A 20,012-nucleotide genomic window follows, 5' to 3' on the forward strand; every position below is an offset into this window, starting at 1 on the left:
GGGCTCTCATCGGAATCATCCGCGCACTAAATTACCGACTTCCTTTTGAGCCAGTCTTGCAGTGTCTCAACCGACATGCCTTCTACGTTAAGCGAGTGGTGCGTAGCGTCCAGCGCGATGGTGGGCTTTTCCACAATGGCCAGGCAAATGAGGCCCGCCTGATTCAGGCTGTTGGCGATCAGCGCGGCGGATTCGCCGTAACTCTCGGCGTCGATCACCGAGGCGGCGTGGCCCGCGTCAAACAACCGGCGTTCCACTTGATAGGCCAGTTCGCGGGCATTGGTTCCGGTCATCCAGATTGTCGCGGGCTTCTGCGCGAAGCGGGCGGCGCGCTCTTCCGAAGTTACATTGCGCGCCATCCCTCCTTGGCCGCCGTCATCGGCCAAGCCCAGGATCATCCCCGCGCCAACCGTGGCGTTGGTCAACCGGTCGATGATGATGAACGATCCGGTGCCGCGGCTGCGTGTGTAGGGGTCAAAGGCCAGCGGCGCGCTTAGGCCCACTTCGCATAGCGCAATCCCATTCAATTTCAACTGCTCGACGTGGACGTGCTCCAGCGTGTTCACGTCGATGCGGTAATGGATGCGCGCCACGGAGCCGTTGACCGTCTTGGTGTTCTGCTTGATGTAATACTGCTTTCCGGGAACCAGCGGCGATTCGTTCATCCAAACAATATGCGCGCGCAGGTGCGTGCCGGTCATCGGCAGATTGTCGGGCCGCACCAGCATGTCGCCGCGGCTGACGTCGATCTCGTCTTCCAGCGTTACGGTGACAGCCTGCGGCGGGAAGGCCTCTTCAATGTCGCCGTCGAATGTAACGATGGATTTCACGCGGCTGCGCTTGTGCGAGGGCAGCGCCAGCACGGGGTCGCCGCGACGCAGCACGCCGGCGGCCATGGTCCCGCTGAATCCGCGAAAGTCGAGGTTGGGCCGGTTCACCCACTGCACGGGAAAGCGCACGTCTTCGTAATTCTCGTCGTTGGTGATCTTGATATTTTCGAGCAAGCTCATCAGCGGCTCACCCCTAGACTCGCCGTTGAGCCACCACGGCATCGACTGGCTGGCGTAGACAACGTTGTCGCCCTTGAGCGCCGAGATGGGCATGAAGTGGACATCATGCTTATGTCCCGTGGCCTGTTCAAGGTTGGACAAAAACTCAACGTAACTTTGGCGAATCTGGTTGAAGGCCGCTTCGCTGTACCCCACCAAATCCATTTTGTTGATGGCCACGATGATGTGCCGGATGCCCAGCAGCGAGACGATGAAGCTGTGCCGGCGCGTCTGCGTGGCCACGCCGTTGCGCGCGTCTACCAGAATGATCGCCAGCGAGCAGGTGGACGCTCCTGTCGCCATGTTGCGCGTGTACTGCTCGTGCCCCGGCGTGTCGGCGATGATGAACTTGCGCTTGGAGGTCGAGAAGTAACGATACGCCACATCAATGGTGATGCCCTGCTCGCGCTCGGCCTGCAGGCCATCCACCAGCAGCGCCAAATCCACTTCAGCGCCCACCGTGCCGAAGCGCGCGCTGTCCTTGGTTACAGCCGCAAGTTGATCTTCATAGATAATTTTCGAGTCGTGCAGGAGCCGCCCGATCAGCGTGCTCTTGCCGTCATCCACGCTGCCGCAGGTGAGCAGGCGCAGCAGTTGCTTGCGCTCATGCTGCGCGAGGTATGCGTGGATGTCGGTGCCGATCAATTCCGATTGATGAGACATAGATTACCGGGGAGCCACTGTTGCAAAGCGGGAAGCATAGGAGGCAAAGGAGGCAGAGGATCGGAAAAAGCTGAAGGCTACTCCGTTCCTATGCTTCCTTCCCTCAAAAGTATCCTTCCTTCTTTTTCTCTTCCATCGAGCCGGCGCCGTCGTGGTCGATGATGCGGCCCTGCCGCTCCGACGTGGTGGCCAGCAGCATCTCCTGAATGATGTCGGTCAGCGTGGTGGCTTGCGACTCCACCGCGCCGGTCAGCGGGTAGCAGCCCAGCGTGCGGAAGCGGACCATCTTCATCTGCGGCTTCTCGCCGGGCTTGAAAACCATGCGGTCGTCATCGGCCATGATGAGCGTGCCGTCGCGGTCCACCACGGGGCGGGGCTTCGCAAAGTAGAGCGGCACGATGGGAATCTTCTCCATGTAGATGTATTGCCAGATGTCCAGCTCCGTCCAGTTCGAGAGCGGGAAGACGCGGATCGATTCGCCCTTGTTGATCTTGCCGTTGTAAACGTTCCACAGTTCGGGGCGCTGGTTCTTCGGGTCCCAACGATGCTGCGAGTCGCGGAAGGAATAGACGCGCTCCTTGGCGCGGGATTTTTCTTCCTCGCGTCGCGCGCCGCCGAAGGCTGCGTCGTAGCGATACTTGTCGAGCGCCTGCTTCAGCGACTCGGTCTTCATCACGTCGGTGTGCTTCTTGCTGCCGTGGGTGAATGGGCCGATGCCCTGGCGCACGCCCTCTTCATTGATATGCACGATCAGGTGCAAGCCCAGTTCCTTGGCGCGACGCTCGCGGAACTCGATCATTTCGCTGAATTTCCACGTGGTGTCCACGTGCAGAAAGGGGAACGGCGGGCGGCCCGGATGGAACGACTTCAGCGCCAGATGCAGCATCACGGAGGAGTCCTTGCCGATGGAGTAGAGCATCACCGGGCGCTCGAACTCCGCCACCACCTCGCGCATGATGTGGATGCTCTCGGCTTCCAGTTCCTTCAGATGAGTCAGGCGATATTCGCTCATGCCAATCAACAATCACTATCTCTGTTCAGCAAAGTGCGTCAAACTTTCATTATAGATGATTTCGCTCGTGGACTTCTCGCGTCGGCTGACGTACTTTGCTTATACTTGAGTTAGCGGCATAGCAGGATAGGGGATTCGCGTCGTCATGTCAGATGCCATTTTAATCTTCTCCTTTGGCGGCCCCGAGAAGCGCGGCGAGGTGATGCCGTTCCTTGAGAACGTCGTCGCCGGGCGCAACGTGCCGCGCGAGCGCCTGCTTGAAGTCGCCGAACACTACTATCACTTCGGCGGGCGGAGTCCCATTAACGATCACAACCGCGCTCTGATTGCATCGCTCGAAGCGTTGCTGAAGCAACAGGGCCCCGCGCTGCCGGTCTATTGGGGCAACCGCAACTGGCATCCCTTTCTCGCCGATACACTTGAAACGATGGCGCGCGACGGAGTGCGCCGGGCGTTCGTATTTGCCACCTCCGCTTTTGGGTCCTACTCAGGATGTCGCCGGTATATTGAAGATTTGGACCAAGCCGCCAACGAGGTTAAAACGAAGACGGGCGGCAGCGTGCCCGAGCTGGTGAAGCTGCGGCTGTACTGGAACCATCCCGGCTTCATCGAGCCGATGATCGACCTCGTGCGCGGAGCATACGCGCAAATCCCCGCGCCGCGCCGTGACGGCACTGCGATGGTCTATACCGCGCACAGCGTGCCGATGTCGATGGCCAGCTCCGGCCCTTATGTTTTGCAACTGAAGGAAGCCTCGGCCACCGTTTCCGACGCTCTTGGCATTAGGGAATGGAAGCTGGTCTATCAGAGCCGCAGCGGTCCGTTGACGCAACCTTGGTTGGAGCCAGACGTGCTGGATCACCTCCGTGGACTCAAGACCGCCGGGCGCACGGACGTGGTGGTGGCGCCCATCGGCTTCGTCAGCGACCACATGGAGGTTCTCTACGACCTCGACACCGAGGCGAAGCAGCTCTGCGCTGAGTTGGGATTAAACATGGTCCGCGCCGGGACGGCCGGCGGCGATGCGCGCTTCGTGGAGATGATTCGTGAGCTTGTGCTGGAGCAGATGGGGGAAGTGAAAACGCGCCGTGCCGTGGGACCGAGCGGTGCTTTCCCGGACATCTGTCCCGCGGGTTGCTGCGCGCTGCCGCAGCGTCCTCGATAATTGTCTTCGCCAAAAGGAAACGGCCCGGGCGCAAACCCGGGCCGTCGTAATGGATGTTGTCTCCCGCCTTAAAATTCGTATCGCAGCGAGAACTGAATCTGCCGGGACGTGGTGGTGGTGCCTTTGATCTGCCCGGCGGTGGCGTTGCGCGTGCCCGCGGCGTTGCTGACGATTACACGCTCGGCTTCCTCGGGAACGCGGAAGTTGGCGCGGTCGAGCAGGTTGAACAGCTCGGCACGGAACTCAATCAGCCGGGACTCGGAGAAGTGGAATCGCTTCTTGGTGGTGAAATCCACCTGAGCTAGTCCCGGTCCGATCAGCGTATCGCGGCCCAGGTTGCCGAGCGTCCCCGGCTCGGGGCGCACGAACTGCGAGGCGTCGAAATACTTCGTGGGATTGCCGGGGTTGGTGGGGTTGGTATCGCCGCCGGGAATGAGCTCCGGTCGCAGATGATCGCCGCGGCTGCGCACGCTGACAAACGCGTTGTCGAAGCCGAGCAGCGGAGTGAACGGGTGTCCGGTGGCGAGATTCAGGATGCCGCCCACTTGCCAGCCGCCCGCGACAGTTTTCAGCACCGTGCCCCAGCTTTCGACCCTGGGCAGGTCGTAGGTGGAGCTCATCGAGAAGACGTGGCGCGCGTCAAACGCGGACAGGCCCTTCTCGCCGTCGTTCTTGTCGAACAGGCTCTGCATGGCCACGGTGTTCAAGCCCTCCGAGCTGTAGCTGAAGATGCTGCCGGTATCGATGCTCTTCGACCAGGTGTAGGAGCCCTGGAACTGCAAGCCCGCGGACATGCGGCGGTTGAGCACGGTCTGGAAGGCGTTGTAATAGCTGTCGCCGCCCGTGGTGCGGTACTGCATGGTGGCAAAGTTCGGATTGCGCACCGGGCTGCCATTGGTGAACACCAGGCGTCCGTCGGAGGCGCGCTTGGTGGGGATGCGGCTGTTGGCGTTCAGCGTGAACTGCGTGCTATGCACGGCATGCGCGCCGACATAGTAAACGGCGAAGCCCATGTTGCCGGGCAACTGCTGCTGAATGCCCAGGTTGTACTGCAGGCGATAGGGCTGCTTCAGGTTGTAGTCCATCAACTGCAACGCCACCGCCGCCGGCGCGCCGTTGCGAATGGACTGATAGCCATTGGGGAAGGGAAGCTGCGTCTGCGCGTTGGGCGTCAGCGTGCGCGTGAGCGCCATGGGGGGATTGGACTGGATCAGCGGCAGGTAGTAGTAAGTCGAGAGCTGATCGTCATAGCGGCCAAACCCGGCGCGCACCGCCGTGCGCTGATTGCCGAACACGTCCCAGGCGAGGCCGATGCGCGGCGCGAAGTTCTTGAGCGAGGGATTCTGGAAGAACGTGGTCCCGGTGGTCAGCTTGGGGTCTTCCAGGCGGATCAGCGTGGATTGATTTTCGCGCGTGGAAGTCGGCAGGCCGATGAACTCATAGCGCAGGCCGATGTTCATCGTCAGCCGCGGCGTCAGATGCACGTCATCCTGCACAAAGAAGCCCCACAGATTCTGATTGATGTAGGGCAGCGGCTCGGAGTCCGGGTCGTCGGCCTGGAACTGGCTGGGGATGGCGGCGATGAAATTGCTGATGCTGGTGAAGGCGTAGCGTCCGCCGAAGGTGCGGCTGGACGTGCCGTAGCTGAACTTCTGGCGCTGGAACTCCATGCCGAACTTGATGGCGTGCGAACCGCGATTGATGCTGACCGCGTTCGAGAACTGGTAACTGTCGAGCAGCATCTGACGGTCCAGGATAGGCTCCATCAGGAACTGCATGCCGTCGAGGCCGGTAACTTCAAAGGAGAAGTTCGGAATGCCGGGGACCAGTTCGAGGCTCTGGGGCACGGTGATGAGCGGGTAGCGGTAGGCAACGATGTGGCTGCGATTCATGCCGAAGCGAAAGGCATTCAGCATGGACGGAGAGAACGTGTGGGTCTGGCCCAGCGTGACATACTGATTGCGATTGTCGGTCAGGCTCTCCGAGATCACAATGCCGTCGCGCGGCGAGGGCCCGCCGAACTGTCCGTCGTCGAAGGTGTAGCTGCCCGAGATGTTGTCCGACTCGGAGATGTTGTAGTCGCCCTTGCCCACGATGTACTCCTCGGTGGATTTGGTGGAGGTGGTAGTCTCGCGGGTGCCGCGGCCCAGCAGCGCCAGCGCGGCGTCCTGCGGCGTGATAATGTTCGGCAGCGGAATCAGATCCAGGTACGGCTTGATGGCCGGGTTCACCGGGCCGAGAGCGCCATTCTTCGCTGCCGCGGTCATCACGTTGTTGGTGCCGGTGACGGCCAGCCGCTCGCGCAGGCCCTCATAGTTGCCGAAGAAGAACAGCTTGTCGCGCACGATGGGTCCGCCGGCGCTGCCGCCGAACTGATTGCGCTTGAACGGATCGGTCTTCTGGTCGCTGTCGAAGTAGTTGGGAGAATCCAGCGCGCTGTTGCGCAGGTAGTGGAACAGCGAGCCATGCAGCGTGTTGGTGCCTGCCTTATGCACCACGTTCAGGATGCCGCCGGCGGACTTGCCGTACTCGGCGCCGAAGGTGTTGGTGAGCACCTGGAACTCCTGAATGGCGTCCAAGCCCAGGTTGTGGCCGGTAGCGCTGCCGGGCGAGGTGCCCGCGCCGTCGCTGATGTCCAGTCCGTTCAGCCGGAAGGACACTTGATTATGCCGCGCGCCGGAGACGGAGAAGCGGGTGCCCATTCCGCGATTCACTTCGCGGCTTTGCTCGCGATACTGCACCACGCCGGGCTGCAAGAGCGCCAACTGCGTGTAGTCGCGGCCGTTGAGCGGCAGGTCGCGAATCTGCTCACGGTTAACCAGCGTGCCAACCGCCGCGCTGGTGGTGTCCACCATGGGAGCCGATTCCTGAATGGTAACCACTTCGGAGACCGCGCCGGGGTTCAGGGTGAAGTTGATCACCGCCTGCTGGCCGATGGTCAGCGCAAGCCCGGAGCGAATCTCCGTCTGGAAGCCTTGCGATCCGGCCTGCACAGTATAGTTGCCAATGGCAAGATTGGGCGCCAGATAGCGGCCTTGGCTGTCTGACGTGATGGTGCGCGTGCTGCCGGTGTCGGTGTGATTTATCACCACCTCGGCACCCGGAACGACCGCGCCGGAACTATCCTGCACGATGCCGGAGATGGTGCCGGTGGTGCCCTGCGCCTGTGCTGTTGATGGCATCCAACCTGCCACGAAGAGCGTCAGCGCAATCGTGAAAGCCGGCAGGCTTGTCCATTTCAGGTCAGTCTGGAATAAATTCATATCGATCCTCCTGATAAGTTCCGTTCCGAGGGGAACCATTCGCGTGACTTCGTTAATCGTTAATGAATAGAATCCGAAGCATTTTTGCTTGATTTAGGGCCAAAGTCAATCCCCAATTAAGGCGTACCGGATCGTCCATCAATGGATCGCAAATTTACTGCGGCGCCAACCCATCCAGTTAACAATTCGCAATCCTGGGCATTTTGTGTCCGGTCAGCCCAAATGGGGTGGAAGAGTTCTATTACCAATTCCGCCGAGCGAACTTGATGCTGTCGGCATGGAGCTGGGCAGTGGGTCAATTTGAATTCCGGATGCCGGATTCGACGGTGTCATCCTGAGCGCAGCGAAGGATATGCTTTCCAAACTGTTGCAGAAAAGCATATCCTTTGCTGCGCTCAGGATGACAGGCCGCCACCCTCGGTCGCAAAATTCAAACTGACCCACTACCTTGGGCTGGGTAAGCTGGTTTTATCTACTGCATCTAGTATACAATCACTGAGATGAGCGCTTAGTCAGTGCTCACAAGCCAGTGGATATCACCCCGCCAGTCCACTGATTCTAATAATTGAATTATTGTTCATTGTGTGCGTTTAGTCTCTGTGGAAGGGTCTTTCGTTCCAATTTGCTTATGAATCAGCCTGGGTAATCGGGGGCAGGGTCCTCCAATACAATCGATATTCATCAGGGCCGCATTATGGAATCAGCTAATCCGTCGCTTTACCGGGAGGTTCTCGACTCCATCCCGAGCATGGTGGGTTTGTTCAGCCCAGAGGGCATCGTCCTGGATGTCAATCTCGCTCCATTGGAAATGTATGGACTGCGCCGCGATGAAGTCATTGGCAAGCTATTCTGGGATACCCCATGGTTTGCCCACAGTCCCGAGGAACAGAGGCTGTGGAAGGACACTTTCCAAAGGCTCCAGCTCGGCGAGGTGGTTGATCTTGAAACCCGCACACAGTTGCCAGATGGCGGTAGCGTCTATTTCCAGCAGTACTTTGTTCCAGCGGTGAATGCCACGGGGAAGATCACCCACGTCATTGGGTTTGCGACTGACATCACAGACATGAAGCTTGTGGAAGCGGAACTGAGGAAGAAGGAAAAACATTTTCAGATGCTGGCTTCCTCCGGTGCCGCCTATACCGTCATCATTCAGGATGGCTTGATTCGGGAGGCCAGTAAGTCGTACCAGGAGGCTGTCGGGTATCCGATTCAGGAACTAATAGGCAATAGCTTCCTGCTTCAAGTGCATCCTGATTATTGGGATGTGGTGCGAGAGAACGCCGCCAAACGTTTAGCCGGAAATGCCCCACCGACTTCTTATGAAATCAAGATTGTTACCAAAGGCGGAGAAGAGCGTTGGCTCTCCGTTTCGGGTGAGCAGATAAGTTTTGAAGGGCGACCGGCGATTCTGGGGACCGGGTTTGACATCACCCGTCTCAAGATGGCGGAAGAGGAACTGCGCCGCAGCCAGTCGCAACTGAAAGCGCTGCTGGAAGCGGTTCCCGACGCCGTATTTCGCTACCAGACCGATGGAACCTTAATCGCCTTCCATCCCCCTAAACCTTACTGGGAGCTGGCTATTCCTCCGGAGAGGCTTGTAGGGTCAAATATTCGTGACATGGACGTTCCTCCCGAAGTTGTCCAATTTCTTTTGGAAGCCACGCAACGCGCGGTCTCAACTCAGCACCCTCAGTTGGTTGAGTACTCACTTCCCACTCCGGCAGGATCACGGACTTTCGAGGCCCGTCTTGCTGCAAGCTTAAACGACGAAGTGGTGTCGATTGTTCGCGACGTTACCGTCCGCAAGGAACACGAAGATTCTCTCCGCAGCTTCAATGCCCGGCTGGAGGAGCAGGTGTTCGAGCGGACTCTTCAGCTTGTGGAGGCGAAAGAATCGGCGGAAGCAGCCAACCGGGCCAAGAGTGCATTCTTGGCCGGAATGAGCCACGATTTGCGGACCCCGCTCACTTCCATCATCGGGCTGAGCGAGTTGTTGCAGAAGGAAGGCTCATCTGGGGCCATCACCAATATCACTCCCCATGTCATCAAAGACATGGAGAAAATTTCCGGCTCCGGCAAGCAGTTGCTCGAAATGATCAATGACATTCTTGATTATTCAAAAATTGAATCGGACAGCCTCAGCATTCTGCCGAGGTGGGTATCCATTTCCGAGGTTCTGCAATCCGTGAGGGATCTCACCGATTCGCTCATTCAAACCAATGGGAATGCCATGGTTTTTGAAGTCGAGGAGCAAGGCGAGTTTTGGGCCGATCCGACCCGCTTTAGGCAGGTGATCTGCAACCTAATTTCAAACGCGGCAAAATTTACGCATCATGGAACCATTACTCTGCGTGTGGTTAAGGAGGCTGGAGCGGATTTTCCCTGGCATTGCTGGCACGTCCTGGATACCGGGAGAGGAGTCCCGGAGATTTTTCGTGAACAACTCTTTCGACCATTTCAGCAATACCAGGACGAAGTTCCCGCAAAGGGTGGAAGCACGGGTCTGGGCTTGGCCATTAGCCGACATCTCTGCGAATTGATGGGCGGATTCCTGGAGTATGCGCCCCGAGAGATGGGCGGCTCACGATTTACTGTTCGTTTGCCCATCCTGCCGCGCAGGAACTAACCAGCAGGAATTTGGAAGCCGCGGACACGCCACTCAGAATCCACCCTGCGCGGCGGCGTACATCTTCTGCCCGCCGACGTAGGTGGCCAGTGGACGAATCTTCAGTATTTCTTCTTCCGGTACAGTCATGATGTCCGCGGAAAGAATCACAAAGTCGGCAAGTTTGCCCGCTTCGATGGAACCCTTTAGGTCTTCCTCAAATGTCATGTAGGCGTTGTTGACGGTGGAGACGCGTAGCGCCTCAGCCCGGCTAATTTTCTGCCGCATACCGGCCAGGGCTCCACGCTCGCTGCGCCGCGACACATAGAAATAGATATTCAGGAATGGATTCGCCTCATTGGATTGTCCCGGAAAATCGCTGCCCGTGGAGACGACCAATTTTTTGTCGAGCATCTCGCGCATAGGGACCACGCGGTCCGCTCGCGTCTGGCCATAAGTGCGGACGTTGCCCTCGTATCCACGGTAGGGTTGAATCTGCGCCGAGACCACCACTCCCAGTCGCGCCATGCGGTCCATTTGATCGGGATTCACCATCGGGATATGCTCGACCACCCAGCGGCGCCCGATGATGGAGCGCTCGGCGTTGGCTGCTTCATAGGCGTCCAGCACGGCGTCGAGCGCGCGGTCGCCGGAGATGTGAATCGCGGGTCGCCAACCGTTTTGATTGACCGCAAGCATCGCCTCGCGGACCTGTTCCGGCGTGATGCGCATTGCACCCGAACCACCGTCGGGCGGCTGCAAATGCGGCTCGCGCGTCCAGGCTGTCGCGCCACCGGCATCCACCGCTAACTCGCTCACGGAGTCCAGCCGCAGCCACTCATCCCCGAAGCCTGGTCCTACGCCCCATGGTGATAAGATTTCATCCATGCGATTCCAGTCGGCGACGGTTACATCGATGCCCATGCTGATGCGCATCTTCAGCCTGCCGGCGCGGCGCGCATCCTGATAGGCGCGCATTGCTTCCGGCGTCATCTCCACTTCACGCATGCTGGTGATGCCCATTGACAGATTGCGCGCCTGCATCGTTTCCAGGACCCGCTGCTGCAGCTCGCGCGCAGGGGAAGGGATGATGCGCGGCAGCACGGCGTTGACCATTCCGGGCGGACCGATCTGTCCGGTTGGCTCGCCGTTCTGATCCATCGGCACTTCGACGCCCGCAATCATTTTGGTTTCGCGCGTGATGCCCGCAGCGCGCAGGGCGGCGGAGTTCAGAAAAGCATCGCCGCGAGCGCGCATGACCACCAGTGGACGATCCGGCGCCACTTGATCCAACTCGGCTCGCGTCGGGGCGCGATGTTCCGCGAGACCCTCTTCCGTCCACCCGATAGTGGCAATGATCGGCTCGCCGGTCCGGGCGGTCGCGATCGCCGCCCGTATCCTGCTGAACATTTCACCAAGTGACTGGATTCCCTTCATGCTCACGCCGCGCTGCTCGATCATGCCGCCGATATAGGAGTGATTGTGGTTGTCCATTAATCCGGGAATCACCGTGCGTCCGCGCAGATCGGTCTGCCGCGTTTGCGCGCCAGCCAGCTTGCGAATTTCGGTGGTACTGCCCACTGCGAAAAATCGGTCGCTGCGGATTGCGAATGCCTCATGAACGCGGTCAGACGAATCCACCGTTACCACTTTCCCGTTGTAGAAAATTTCGTCAGGGACAAGAGGCGACTGCTGCGCGGCGGCGCCCCTCGCGCTCAACGTCAGAGCTGCCAGTAGGATGAAATAAATTGGGGAATATCGCATCGGCTCGACCTCGAAAAGAAATGGTTCCAATGAATTCGATCATGTTACTACGAAATGCAACCACCCACCACAAACCAACCGGTGGATAACTTCTTATCATCCTGTTCGAATGGGCTATGACGGGCATATAGTGGCCCGGTCCTGGTAGACCCCAACGGTGTCCGCGCCGAGAGGTGAGGAGATTATGAGTTCGACGAAGAAAATGCGTACTTGGAAAAAATGGCTGCTGAGGTTCTGCATTGCGTTCACGGTGGTCATCGCCGTCCTTGGGGTCCTCGGCTATCAGGCCGCGATGCGCATTGAGCCATTCATTCGCGAGCAGACCGCGCTCTATCTCAGGCAACGCTTCGATAGCGAGGTGGAGATCGGCCGGTTCGATGTGGGGATGTCGTCGCCGCTGAGTTGGCCGGTAGATTGGAGAAATCTGTGGCGCATGATCGCCGAGCGCGGGCGCGTCGGGCGCGTGGCCATCGACATCAGCGATATCGCGCTGCGGCACAAGGGTCGCCGCGATCTGCCAGCCCTGCTGGCGATGAAGAAACTTTCCTTTGTCGTCAATGTCGATGACGTACTGAGCGAGCCGCCCCGCATCCGTCTCATTCTGATCGACGGCATCAATATTAATATCCCGCCGAAAGGCGAGCGGCCTGGATTTTCCGCCGGAAACGCGCCGCCGGTCGAGTCTGCGCCGCCAACCACTAAGGCTCCCACTGTAGTCATCGATCAGGTGGTGATCTCCAATGCCAACCTGAAACTGCTGCCGCGAAACCAACGCAAGCCACCGCTTGAGTTTGACATTCAACGCATCCGACTCGATGGCGCATGGCCCGGCCTGCCATTTGTTTACGACGCATCGTTAGTAAACGCCAAGCCGCCCGGCCAGATCGAGAGCAGCGGAAAGTTTGGTCCCTGGGTGGCGGACGAGCCGGGCGAGTCGGCTATCGAAGGCGAGTACATTTTCCAGAATGCCGACTTGGGCGTCTTCAAGGGTGTTGCGGGAATCCTCAACTCAACTGGAACGTTCCGGGGCCAGTTGAATCGAATCATCGCCGATGGTGAGACCGATACGCCGGATTTCCGTCTGACTTCGAGCGGCAATGCCATGCCGCTGCACACAAAATTCCATGCGGTTATTGATGGCACCAACGGCAACACCGCGCTGGAGCCGGTCGAGGCGCTACTGGGCAAAACCAAGTTCACCGCGCGCGGCAGCGTGGACCGTGATCCGGACAAGTCGGCTCGCAGCATGCTGTTCTACGTGCTGATGAAGGATGGGCGTGTGGACGACGTTCTGCGCCTGGCCATGAAGGGCGATAAGACCATGCTCACCGGCGGCATGAATCTCGATATGTGCCTGCACATCCTTCCGGAGTCTGGCGACCTGGCGGATCGGCTCAATCTGAGCGGAACCTTCGAGCTGGTGTCGGCTTCGTTCATGTCGGATCAGGTGCAGCAGAAGATCGATGAGTTGAGCCGCAAGGGGCAGGGCCGTCCCAAGGACACGGCCATCACCAATGTTGCGTCTAATTTCTACGGAGACTTCATACTCGATAAAGGGGTCTTTGATCTGCACCGCCTGGAGTTTGATGTGCCGGGCGCGCTGGTGCAACTCAACGGAAATTATTTGTTCGAAACCGAGGCGATCGATTTCCACGGACAGCTTCGCCTACAGGCGAAACTTTCCAAGACACAGACGGGCTGGAAACGCATTCTGCTTACGCCGGTGGATCCGTTCTTCTCCAAAGAGGGCGCCGGGACACTGCTGAATATTCAGGTTGTCGGCACCCGCAGCGCGCCGCAGTTCGGTCTGGATAAAGCGAAGAAGTAGACGGAGTTCAGGAGGAAAACCATGCAGAAGGCAATCAATTGGTTCGAAATTCCGGCGAGTGATTTTGATCGCGCTGTTAAGTTTTACGAAACAATCTTCCAGGAAAAGTTGAACGTCATGAATCTCGGTGCGACGAAGCTGGCCATGTTTCAAGTGGACTGGTCCAAATCAACCGGGGGCGCCATCGCGGCGGGGCGTGGTTTTGAGCCCAGCCAGAACGGGACCAAGGTTTACCTGAGCGGCGGTGAAGACCTGAGTGGTGTGCTCGGCCGCGTGGAGGAGGCCGGCGGAAAGATCGTCGTGCCCAAGACGCAGATCACGCCCGAGGTCGGATACATGGCCGCCTTCATTGACACGGAAGGCAACTGGGTCGGCCTGCACTCACCCCAATAGCCAAACCCCAATTCAAGCCAGAAAGTTGCGCCGCTGCTCTACGCCGGTTTTTTAGAGGTACGCCGGCGTGTGCCCCCGATGCCTTGAGGCAACCCTTTTTCCAATCCGCCGCTCCAATGTATACGTAATGGTTAGTGAGAGGTGAAATCGTCCCCCTAGAGAATCAGGGTATCGCCAATCGAAAATACGAAGTCAGAAAATGGAGGAAGGTAGACATGAAAAAGCAGAATCGATTGTTTTTGGCAGCGGCACTGGCCGCGCTGGTACTGGCGGCGGGGACCGTTACAAATTCGATGGCCGCGTCCGCCGGACCGCAGGCCACCGCCGGCTCCACACTCGGTGATCAGGTCCGCAAGGAGCTGAACAAGCTTCCGTTCATCACCGTGTTCGATCGCATGGATTATGAAGTCACTGGCGACACCGTCCGCCTGACCGGACAAGTAACCAAGCCGTGGCACAAGAGCGACGCCGAGAAGCTGGTGAAACGTCTGGAGGGCGTAACCACAGTCGTCAACGAAATCGAAGTTCTGCCGCTCTCGCGCTTCGATGACCAGGTGCGCATGGCCGCCTATCGCGCGCTCTTCCACAGCAACAGCTCGCTGCAGCACTATCGTATCGGCTCAAACGCCCCGATCCGCATCATCGTTCGCAACGGGCATATTTCACTGGAAGGGTTTGTCGGCAGCCAGTTCGATAAGACCATGGCGGAGGTGCTGGCGCGGCACGTGCCGAATGCCTTCTCGGTAACCAACAATCTGAAGATTGGCTGACGCGATCCTCTCCGTCACGGTCAGTCAGCAAAAAAGCCACGGCGTCCCATTCGGGCGCTGTGGCTTTTTGCGTTTGGGTTTTAGCCCGTCCTTACCTTTGGTGTATAGAAATCAGAGCCCCGACCGCCAGGGAGGAGGCACGTCTACCGAAGATCGCACCGAATATCACAGGCCGTTGAAGGTGCCCCCTCCCTGGCGGTCGGGGCTCTGATAGACCAACTGCAAGAATGGTCTGCATTACTTTTATTTGCGAACGTGAGAGACGCTCAACGGTGTGGGGCCGCGTAGTGTCTGGAACACCACACAATAGCGTTCGGTGAGTTCCACCATCTTGGCCAGTTGCTCGTCCGGCGCGTCCGAGTCGATCTCAAAGCGCAGGCGGATGTTGGCCAGTCCAACCGGAGATTCCTTCGAGACGCCGAGTGTTCCGCGCGCATCCCAGTCCCCCTCGGCCACCACCACGGCGTCGCGCAGTGGAATGTCCAGCGCAGTCGAGACGGCTTTCATGGTGACGCCAGCGCAGGCCGCCAGCGCTTCCAACAACATGTCGCCGGAGCAGACGTAGCTGCCATCGCCACCAGTAACTGGATGCAGTCCCACCGCCACCATCGCCTTCCCGGTCTCCACTTTACAGGCGATGCCGTCGCTGTCCAGCCGGCTGCGCGCCGAGAGCGTAACGATCGCGCTGGACGGTTCTTCCTTGTATTTGTTTTTCAGCGGCGCTTGTAGCGCGCGCAATTCATCTTTGTTCATCTTTTTATTATAGGTGAATTTAGGGTAAAGCGCGGAACGCACATCAGCCCGATTCGCGGCCACATGCTTGAGTCGGCTAACCGCCGCCGCTTTCAAAGACGCACGAGAGGATCAACACGACGCTGATCGCCAGGCAGACCAGCGCCATCTTGGCGGTTTTGTGCGATTTCTTGCGCACCCTGCCATGCACTTGATCGGGCGTTCCCTCGCCGATAAGGAAGGTGTCGTCGGGATGCTCCTTGCGGATGACGATGGGGTAGGCCCATTGCGATCCGGGCGGCGATTCAAACGCGGGACCAATCACGTACACCGGATCGCCCGGCAGCAGACTCTCTTCCGTGACGCGAAGTTTGTCTTTACCCACATTTTTGGCGATCTCCCTGGCGCGCCGCAGGCGTTGCTCGGCCTCGGTGATCTGCGGTTGAGCGGTGCCCGGATCAATATGCGGTTCAATACCGTTCTGGCGCATTTTCTCGCGCAGGACGGGATCATTGATGATGGTGGCCAGCCGCTCATGCCCCGTCTGGACCCCCTCGCGCATCCAGCCGGGAAGGCTCTCCAATCCCGTTCGTTTCAGGGCAAGCTCGTAGTGTAGATCGCGTATCCGCGCCTCCAGCCCTTCGCCGGTCCAGCTCAGGCTGCTCAGAAAATCGCGCTGACTTTCGGGCGGATTCCACTTCTCGCCCGTGGTGAGTGTCAGGTCCGAGAGCAGTTGGAACTCGGCTTTCTCCGGGACCACCCAGACGCGCCCGCTGGCGTCCTCCACGAAAAACGGGACTGACTGCTGATCCCGCAACTCCGTTTCCCAATCTTGTTCAGATTGTTTTTCGTTGTAGACCTCCACGAAGCTGCGTGTAACCAGGCAGTTCAGTCCGAGCACGGCGCTCTTGACCGTCGCGGCGCCCACGGCGCGTCCCGCCACCTGTACCATGCCTTCCTGAATCTGCGCCACTGGCGTTACTGCCAGCCTGGAGGCCAGCTTCGCCGGGTAACGCTCTTTCCGGGAAACGTAGAAAAGCGCGGCGGCGAAGACCAGGAAGATTGCTCCACCGGTGAGGCCTTCGCAAGTTAGCAAATAATTCTCCTTGACCTGCCGGCTAGCCACATTCCGCGATGGATTTGCAGTGGCAGTCGAGACAGCCGTGCTCGGCGCAAACGCCGCAGGCGCGTTCGATCTGCTGGCGCAGCGCCTGCCGCGCGCGATGCACGCGCACCGCCGCGTTGTTGGGGCTGATATCTTCCTGCGCGCTTAAATCCTTGAGCGAGCCTTCCTGTAGCTCCACGATCTCGATAGCGCGCCGATACTCCGGCTTGAGCAAATCCAGAAATTCGCGGAAACAGCCGCAGACTTCATGCTCCTCCGCTTCGGTCAAGGAAGCATTGCGCTCCCAATCTTCCGCCCAGCCATGCAGGGCGCGCTGCTCGGCGGCCTGATGGCGGAAGTGGTCAATGACCGCATTGCGCAGCACGCGATAGAACCACGCCGTAGCCCTCTCCTCATTGCCGGGATCGCGGGGCAGATCGCTGCCACGCTCACCAGCGCGCTCCATGCCGCGCACGAAGGCGTCCTGCAGGATGTCCTCGGCTACCTCGCGCGACCCCACGCGTTTCTCAACGAATGCGAGAAAACGCTGCTTGCCTTGCAGCAGCCGCGCCATGACCTCGGCGGGAACCGCTTCGCCGGGGGATCGACCGGGGGACAGGGAGGTCCCGGCAGACTGCGAATTGGTCGCTGGATTTCCAGACTTCATGGCCTCAGCGTAACACGTTTTTTGTGGGCCGAATCACGCGAATGGGCCTGTAAACAGGCACTGTAATGTTTTTTTATCTGATCCGTCTAATAGGGTGGAAGCAATGATAATTACAACCAAACAGGAGGCTGAATCATGGCAACTAAGAATCAATGCAAGTGCGATTGCTGCAAGAATTGCGACTGCGGCCCCGAGGGCTGCTCCTGCAAGTGCGATGGGAAGACGGGCTCATGCGCCTGCACTTGCAAATGCTGCTCCAAATAGGAGCCGTGGCCAGTTGATGAGAATGCTGCCAGGTTTGCGGCACGACTCCCGGAGTAGTATTCAATTGGTCGAGATGCGGAAGGTGGTTTTGACCACGAAGAAGTTGTCGCCGGGCGCCGACAGCGACCCGAACATGGAGCGCAGTCCGGCGCTCGAGCGCGTGGCCTCGGTCTTGGTGCGGTCCTGCTGCCAGACCAGGAAGAAGGTGGTGCCGGGGCGCCACTCCCAGCGCAGCACTAAATTACTGCGGAATGATTGCACGTTGAAGTCGCGGTTGGCGACGGTAAACGTCGCGCCGTTGTCGCGCACCGACCAGTCGCCGTTGGCGAGTCGCGTGAGCGAGTCGCCTGGCAGCAATCCGCCTTCAGCCTCACCATAGAAGCGCACCTCGCGCGAGCGCGCCGCGGCCAATTCGCCGATGCGCTCATAGCGGCCGCTGGCGGCGAACGGCTCGGCGTAGAAATCCAGATTCAGGTCCGGCTTGAAGGTGTAGCCGAGGCGCATCTGCATCAGCATGGTCGAGCGCTCGATTTGCCCGAAGATGGAGCGCACGCCATAGGTCTCTACTCCACCGCCGGTGCGCTGGGTGATAAACTGCCGCGTGGAGCGTTCGCGCCGGTAGTCCGGCGTGATGGAGACCTGCCAGGCCGGCGCGGGGCGCAACGAAAAGGTCCCGTTCACCTGTCGCACCCAGTCGCCTTCCTCGTTTCTCTCGCAGACGCCCTTCACCGTCCAGCGCGTCTGCGCGGAGGCCGAGTTGCTGAACGAGCCATCCATCTTCAGTTCGCGCGCCTGCTGCATGGAGGGTCCACCACGCGTCAGCACCGGGTCCTGCCCGCGTCCGTTCAGCGACCAGTTGAACGAAGTGCGCCAGAAATTCAGGAAGGTGAAATTGAAGTTCTGCTGGAAGTTGTACTTCCGGCCGAGATCGCGGTCGAAGTAGTTGGTCATCCCCGTCTGGCTGTTGATGTTCCACGAACGCAGGTAGCGACCAGGCGTGGTGTCGCGATAATTCGCATACACAAAATTATTCAAGTCGCCGGCCACCGCCAGCCGCCCGAAGTCCAGGCTGTCAAACTCCGGCGTGTCGTACATGAACTGGCTGCCCCACAGCCAGTGTTCGCCGGTAACCTTGGCCAGCTTCAAGTGGCCCTTGGTGCCGCCCAGCGAAGTGCGGGTGGGATCGAACGGCGTGCCTCTTACACGGTCGGGGCGCTGAAACAAATGGTACACATTGCGCTGGGTGCGCTCGATGACCGCCGGGTCGCCCGAGATGTAGCTCCACGCGAACAACCCATCGAGTTCATAGGCATTGCGCCCGAAGCGCAGCAGCGTATCGGCCACGCCGCTATAGGCGCGGCGCGTGAGCAACTCGGCCAGCGGCTCGCCGGGCTTCAAGTCGCGGTGCATGGCGGTGAACAGCGTCGAGACCGTCGAGCGCGCGGCGCCGAACTCCTGCAGCACGCGGCCCACGCCCCAGAAGGTGCGCGGCGCTACGCGGACGTCCGCGTGCGTGTCGGTGGCGCGCGTATAGGTGCGGGCGTTCTCCTCATCGGTCAGGGCGGTCAGCACGGCGAGATTCAGGCCCGATGGCAGTCTGCCGCTCACCTTCCCAGCGGCCAGAATGGTGCTGGTAGTGGGATAGTCAACGAAATCGCCCGTCGCCGGGCCGATGGGCCGCGCGCCGATGCGCCGCGAATAGTAGTAATTGTTCACCGGCCCCTGCAACAGACTGTTGCCCTCCAGGAAGAACGCGCGCCGCTCGGAGAACAGAGATTAAAAGGTGCTGAGATTCACTTCGGCGGGATCGGCCTCCACCTGCCCGAAGTCCGGGTTGATGGTGGCATCGAGCGTCAGATTCGAGCTGAGCGCCATGTTGAGGTCCAGACCCGTGCGCGCCTCGAGATTCCTGCCATCGTCAAATGGGTTGGCCGGATCGCGGTCGCCGCTTACGCGCGACGCGCCCGCCACGTAGGGATACAGCTCGACGCGGCGGCGCGGCTCGACGCCTTCAAAGCCGCGCAGCTCGCCAAAGCGCGAGGCCCAGCCGCGCTCCGTACGCCCGATGCCCACCCAGTAGTCGTCTTCATTCAGCGTCGGCGTGTAGCGGCGGACATTCATGCCCCAGACCATGTCCGGCGATTCACTGAAGCGCAGTTGCGTGAGCGGAATCCAGAATTCAGCGGTCCAGCCTTGCGCGTCCACGCGCGTGCGCGCCTGCCAGACGGGGTCATAGGTGAAGTCAACGGGGAACTGATTGTCGGTGGCATGATATCCGTCCGCGCGGACGCCGGAGGCGCTGACCGCGAACGAATACGCGGTGCGCCGATCCAGATAGGTGTCGATGGACACCTGCAAAAACTCAGCTTCATTAACATTGTCGCGGCGGCTCATGGGCGCCTGAATCGACACGGGATCCTTGCTGGTCATGCGCGCGCCGATGTAGAGCGAGGTGTCGTCATAAACGATGCGCACCTCGGTGGGCTCGCTGGGCGCAGCGCCTTCGTTCGGCTCCTTCTGCACGAAGTCGCTGATGGGCGCCGCTTGCGCCCATGCCGGATCATCAAGTTGGCCGTCCAGCTTGATCGCGCCATTGGCCACGCGCACGGCTCGCGCCTGCTTGCGGTTGGCAGGAACCTGGTCCTGCGTGCGCGTCGTGCAAACCGAACCGAGCAACGCGATGAGTAAGAATATAATGGCAGGCATATCGTTAAATTATAGTCCAGTCTGGT

Annotated in this window: 14 protein-coding genes; 5 read left to right on the top strand and 9 right to left on the bottom strand. The window is 59.6% G+C overall.

Translation table 11 applies throughout. From position 1 onward, the window contains the following. Positions 1-26 precede the first annotated feature (26 nt). Together cysN and cysD are read right to left on the bottom strand one after the other, a co-directional pair. Positions 27-1,712 (bottom strand): sulfate adenylyltransferase subunit CysN, encoded by a 1,686-nt coding sequence (gene cysN, locus EXQ56_07355; GenBank protein ID MSO20271.1) that lies wholly within the window; start codon positions 1,710-1,712, stop codon positions 27-29. A 103-nt stretch (positions 1,713-1,815) separates the two neighbouring features. Then, positions 1,816-2,724: a sulfate adenylyltransferase subunit CysD gene (gene cysD, locus EXQ56_07360; GenBank protein ID MSO20272.1), complete on the bottom strand. Its 909-nt coding sequence runs from the start codon at positions 2,722-2,724 to the stop codon at positions 1,816-1,818. A 145-nt stretch (positions 2,725-2,869) separates the two neighbouring features. Between cysD and EXQ56_07365 the strand changes: the two genes are divergently transcribed. Next, positions 2,870-3,889: a ferrochelatase gene (locus EXQ56_07365; protein MSO20273.1), complete on the top strand. Its 1,020-nt coding sequence runs from the start codon at positions 2,870-2,872 to the stop codon at positions 3,887-3,889. A gap of 68 nt (positions 3,890-3,957) precedes the next feature. Here EXQ56_07365 and EXQ56_07370 read toward each other — a convergent pair whose 3' ends face one another. Beyond that, positions 3,958-7,191 carry a TonB-dependent receptor gene (locus EXQ56_07370; protein MSO20274.1) on the bottom strand — a complete coding sequence of 1,078 codons (3,234 nt, stop codon included), beginning with the start codon at positions 7,189-7,191 and terminating at the stop codon, positions 3,958-3,960. A 655-nt stretch (positions 7,192-7,846) separates the two neighbouring features. On the opposite strand from EXQ56_07370, the gene EXQ56_07375 reads away from it, so the two are divergent. Beyond that, positions 7,847-9,778 carry a PAS domain S-box protein gene (locus tag EXQ56_07375; GenBank protein ID MSO20275.1) on the top strand — a complete coding sequence of 644 codons (1,932 nt, stop codon included), beginning with the start codon at positions 7,847-7,849 and terminating at the stop codon, positions 9,776-9,778. A 33-nt stretch (positions 9,779-9,811) separates the two neighbouring features. On the opposite strand, the gene EXQ56_07380 is transcribed toward EXQ56_07375, so the two are convergent. Next, entirely contained in the window at positions 9,812-11,521 is a 1,710-nt protein-coding gene (locus tag EXQ56_07380) for an amidohydrolase (GenBank protein ID MSO20276.1), read from the bottom strand. Between the two features lie 184 nt (positions 11,522-11,705). Between EXQ56_07380 and EXQ56_07385 the strand changes: the two genes are divergently transcribed. The 3 genes from EXQ56_07385 (at position 11,706) to EXQ56_07395 (ending at position 14,512) form a co-directional block, all read left to right on the top strand. Continuing rightward, positions 11,706-13,349 (top strand): hypothetical protein, encoded by a 1,644-nt coding sequence (locus EXQ56_07385; GenBank protein ID MSO20277.1) that lies wholly within the window; start codon positions 11,706-11,708, stop codon positions 13,347-13,349. 21 nt (positions 13,350-13,370) lie between these two features. Beyond that, positions 13,371-13,742, top strand: a complete 372-nt coding sequence (locus tag EXQ56_07390) for a VOC family protein (protein MSO20278.1) — start codon at positions 13,371-13,373, stop codon at positions 13,740-13,742. A 215-nt stretch (positions 13,743-13,957) separates the two neighbouring features. Next, entirely contained in the window at positions 13,958-14,512 is a 555-nt protein-coding gene (locus tag EXQ56_07395) for a BON domain-containing protein (GenBank protein ID MSO20279.1), read from the top strand. Positions 14,513-14,755: 243 nt separating this feature from the next. Here EXQ56_07395 and EXQ56_07400 read toward each other — a convergent pair whose 3' ends face one another. The 5 genes from EXQ56_07400 to EXQ56_07420 form a co-directional block, all read right to left on the bottom strand. Beyond that, the gene (locus EXQ56_07400; GenBank protein ID MSO20280.1) at positions 14,756-15,265 is read right to left on the bottom strand and encodes an OsmC family peroxiredoxin; all 510 of its coding nucleotides are present in this window, start codon (positions 15,263-15,265) and stop codon (positions 14,756-14,758) included. Between the two features lie 76 nt (positions 15,266-15,341). After that, positions 15,342-16,340, bottom strand: a complete 999-nt coding sequence (locus tag EXQ56_07405; GenBank protein MSO20281.1) for a hypothetical protein — start codon at positions 16,338-16,340, stop codon at positions 15,342-15,344. A gap of 22 nt (positions 16,341-16,362) precedes the next feature. After that, on the bottom strand, positions 16,363-17,016 hold the full coding sequence (locus EXQ56_07410) for a sigma-70 family RNA polymerase sigma factor (GenBank protein MSO20282.1): 654 nt from the start codon (positions 17,014-17,016) through the stop codon (positions 16,363-16,365). 324 nt (positions 17,017-17,340) lie between these two features. Next, the gene (locus EXQ56_07415; protein MSO20283.1) at positions 17,341-18,996 is read right to left on the bottom strand and encodes a hypothetical protein; all 1,656 of its coding nucleotides are present in this window, start codon (positions 18,994-18,996) and stop codon (positions 17,341-17,343) included. Between the two features lie 60 nt (positions 18,997-19,056). Beyond that, a complete protein-coding gene (locus EXQ56_07420) occupies positions 19,057-19,986 on the bottom strand; it encodes a hypothetical protein (GenBank protein MSO20284.1) in 930 nt (309 codons plus the stop codon). Positions 19,987-20,012: the final 26 nt, after the last annotated feature.

The organism is Acidobacteriota bacterium (assembly GCA_009691245.1).
Lineage (GTDB): Bacteria > Acidobacteriota > Terriglobia > 2-12-FULL-54-10 > 2-12-FULL-54-10 > SHUM01.

Coding starts and splice junctions, on each gene's coding strand:
- cysN (MSO20271.1), bottom strand. CDS start 1,712: ATGTCTCATCAATCGGAATTGATCGGCACCGACATCCACGCATACCTC.
- cysD (MSO20272.1), bottom strand. CDS start 2,724: ATGAGCGAATATCGCCTGACTCATCTGAAGGAACTGGAAGCCGAGAGC.
- EXQ56_07365 (MSO20273.1), top strand. CDS start 2,870: ATGTCAGATGCCATTTTAATCTTCTCCTTTGGCGGCCCCGAGAAGCGC.
- EXQ56_07370 (MSO20274.1), bottom strand. CDS start 7,191: ATGGTTCCCCTCGGAACGGAACTTATCAGGAGGATCGATATGAATTTA.
- EXQ56_07375 (MSO20275.1), top strand. CDS start 7,847: ATGGAATCAGCTAATCCGTCGCTTTACCGGGAGGTTCTCGACTCCATC.
- EXQ56_07380 (MSO20276.1), bottom strand. CDS start 11,521: ATGCGATATTCCCCAATTTATTTCATCCTACTGGCAGCTCTGACGTTG.
- EXQ56_07385 (MSO20277.1), top strand. CDS start 11,706: ATGAGTTCGACGAAGAAAATGCGTACTTGGAAAAAATGGCTGCTGAGG.
- EXQ56_07390 (MSO20278.1), top strand. CDS start 13,371: ATGCAGAAGGCAATCAATTGGTTCGAAATTCCGGCGAGTGATTTTGAT.
- EXQ56_07395 (MSO20279.1), top strand. CDS start 13,958: ATGAAAAAGCAGAATCGATTGTTTTTGGCAGCGGCACTGGCCGCGCTG.
- EXQ56_07400 (MSO20280.1), bottom strand. CDS start 15,265: ATGAACAAAGATGAATTGCGCGCGCTACAAGCGCCGCTGAAAAACAAA.
- EXQ56_07410 (MSO20282.1), bottom strand. CDS start 17,016: ATGAAGTCTGGAAATCCAGCGACCAATTCGCAGTCTGCCGGGACCTCC.
- EXQ56_07420 (MSO20284.1), bottom strand. CDS start 19,986: ATGCCTGCCATTATATTCTTACTCATCGCGTTGCTCGGTTCGGTTTGC.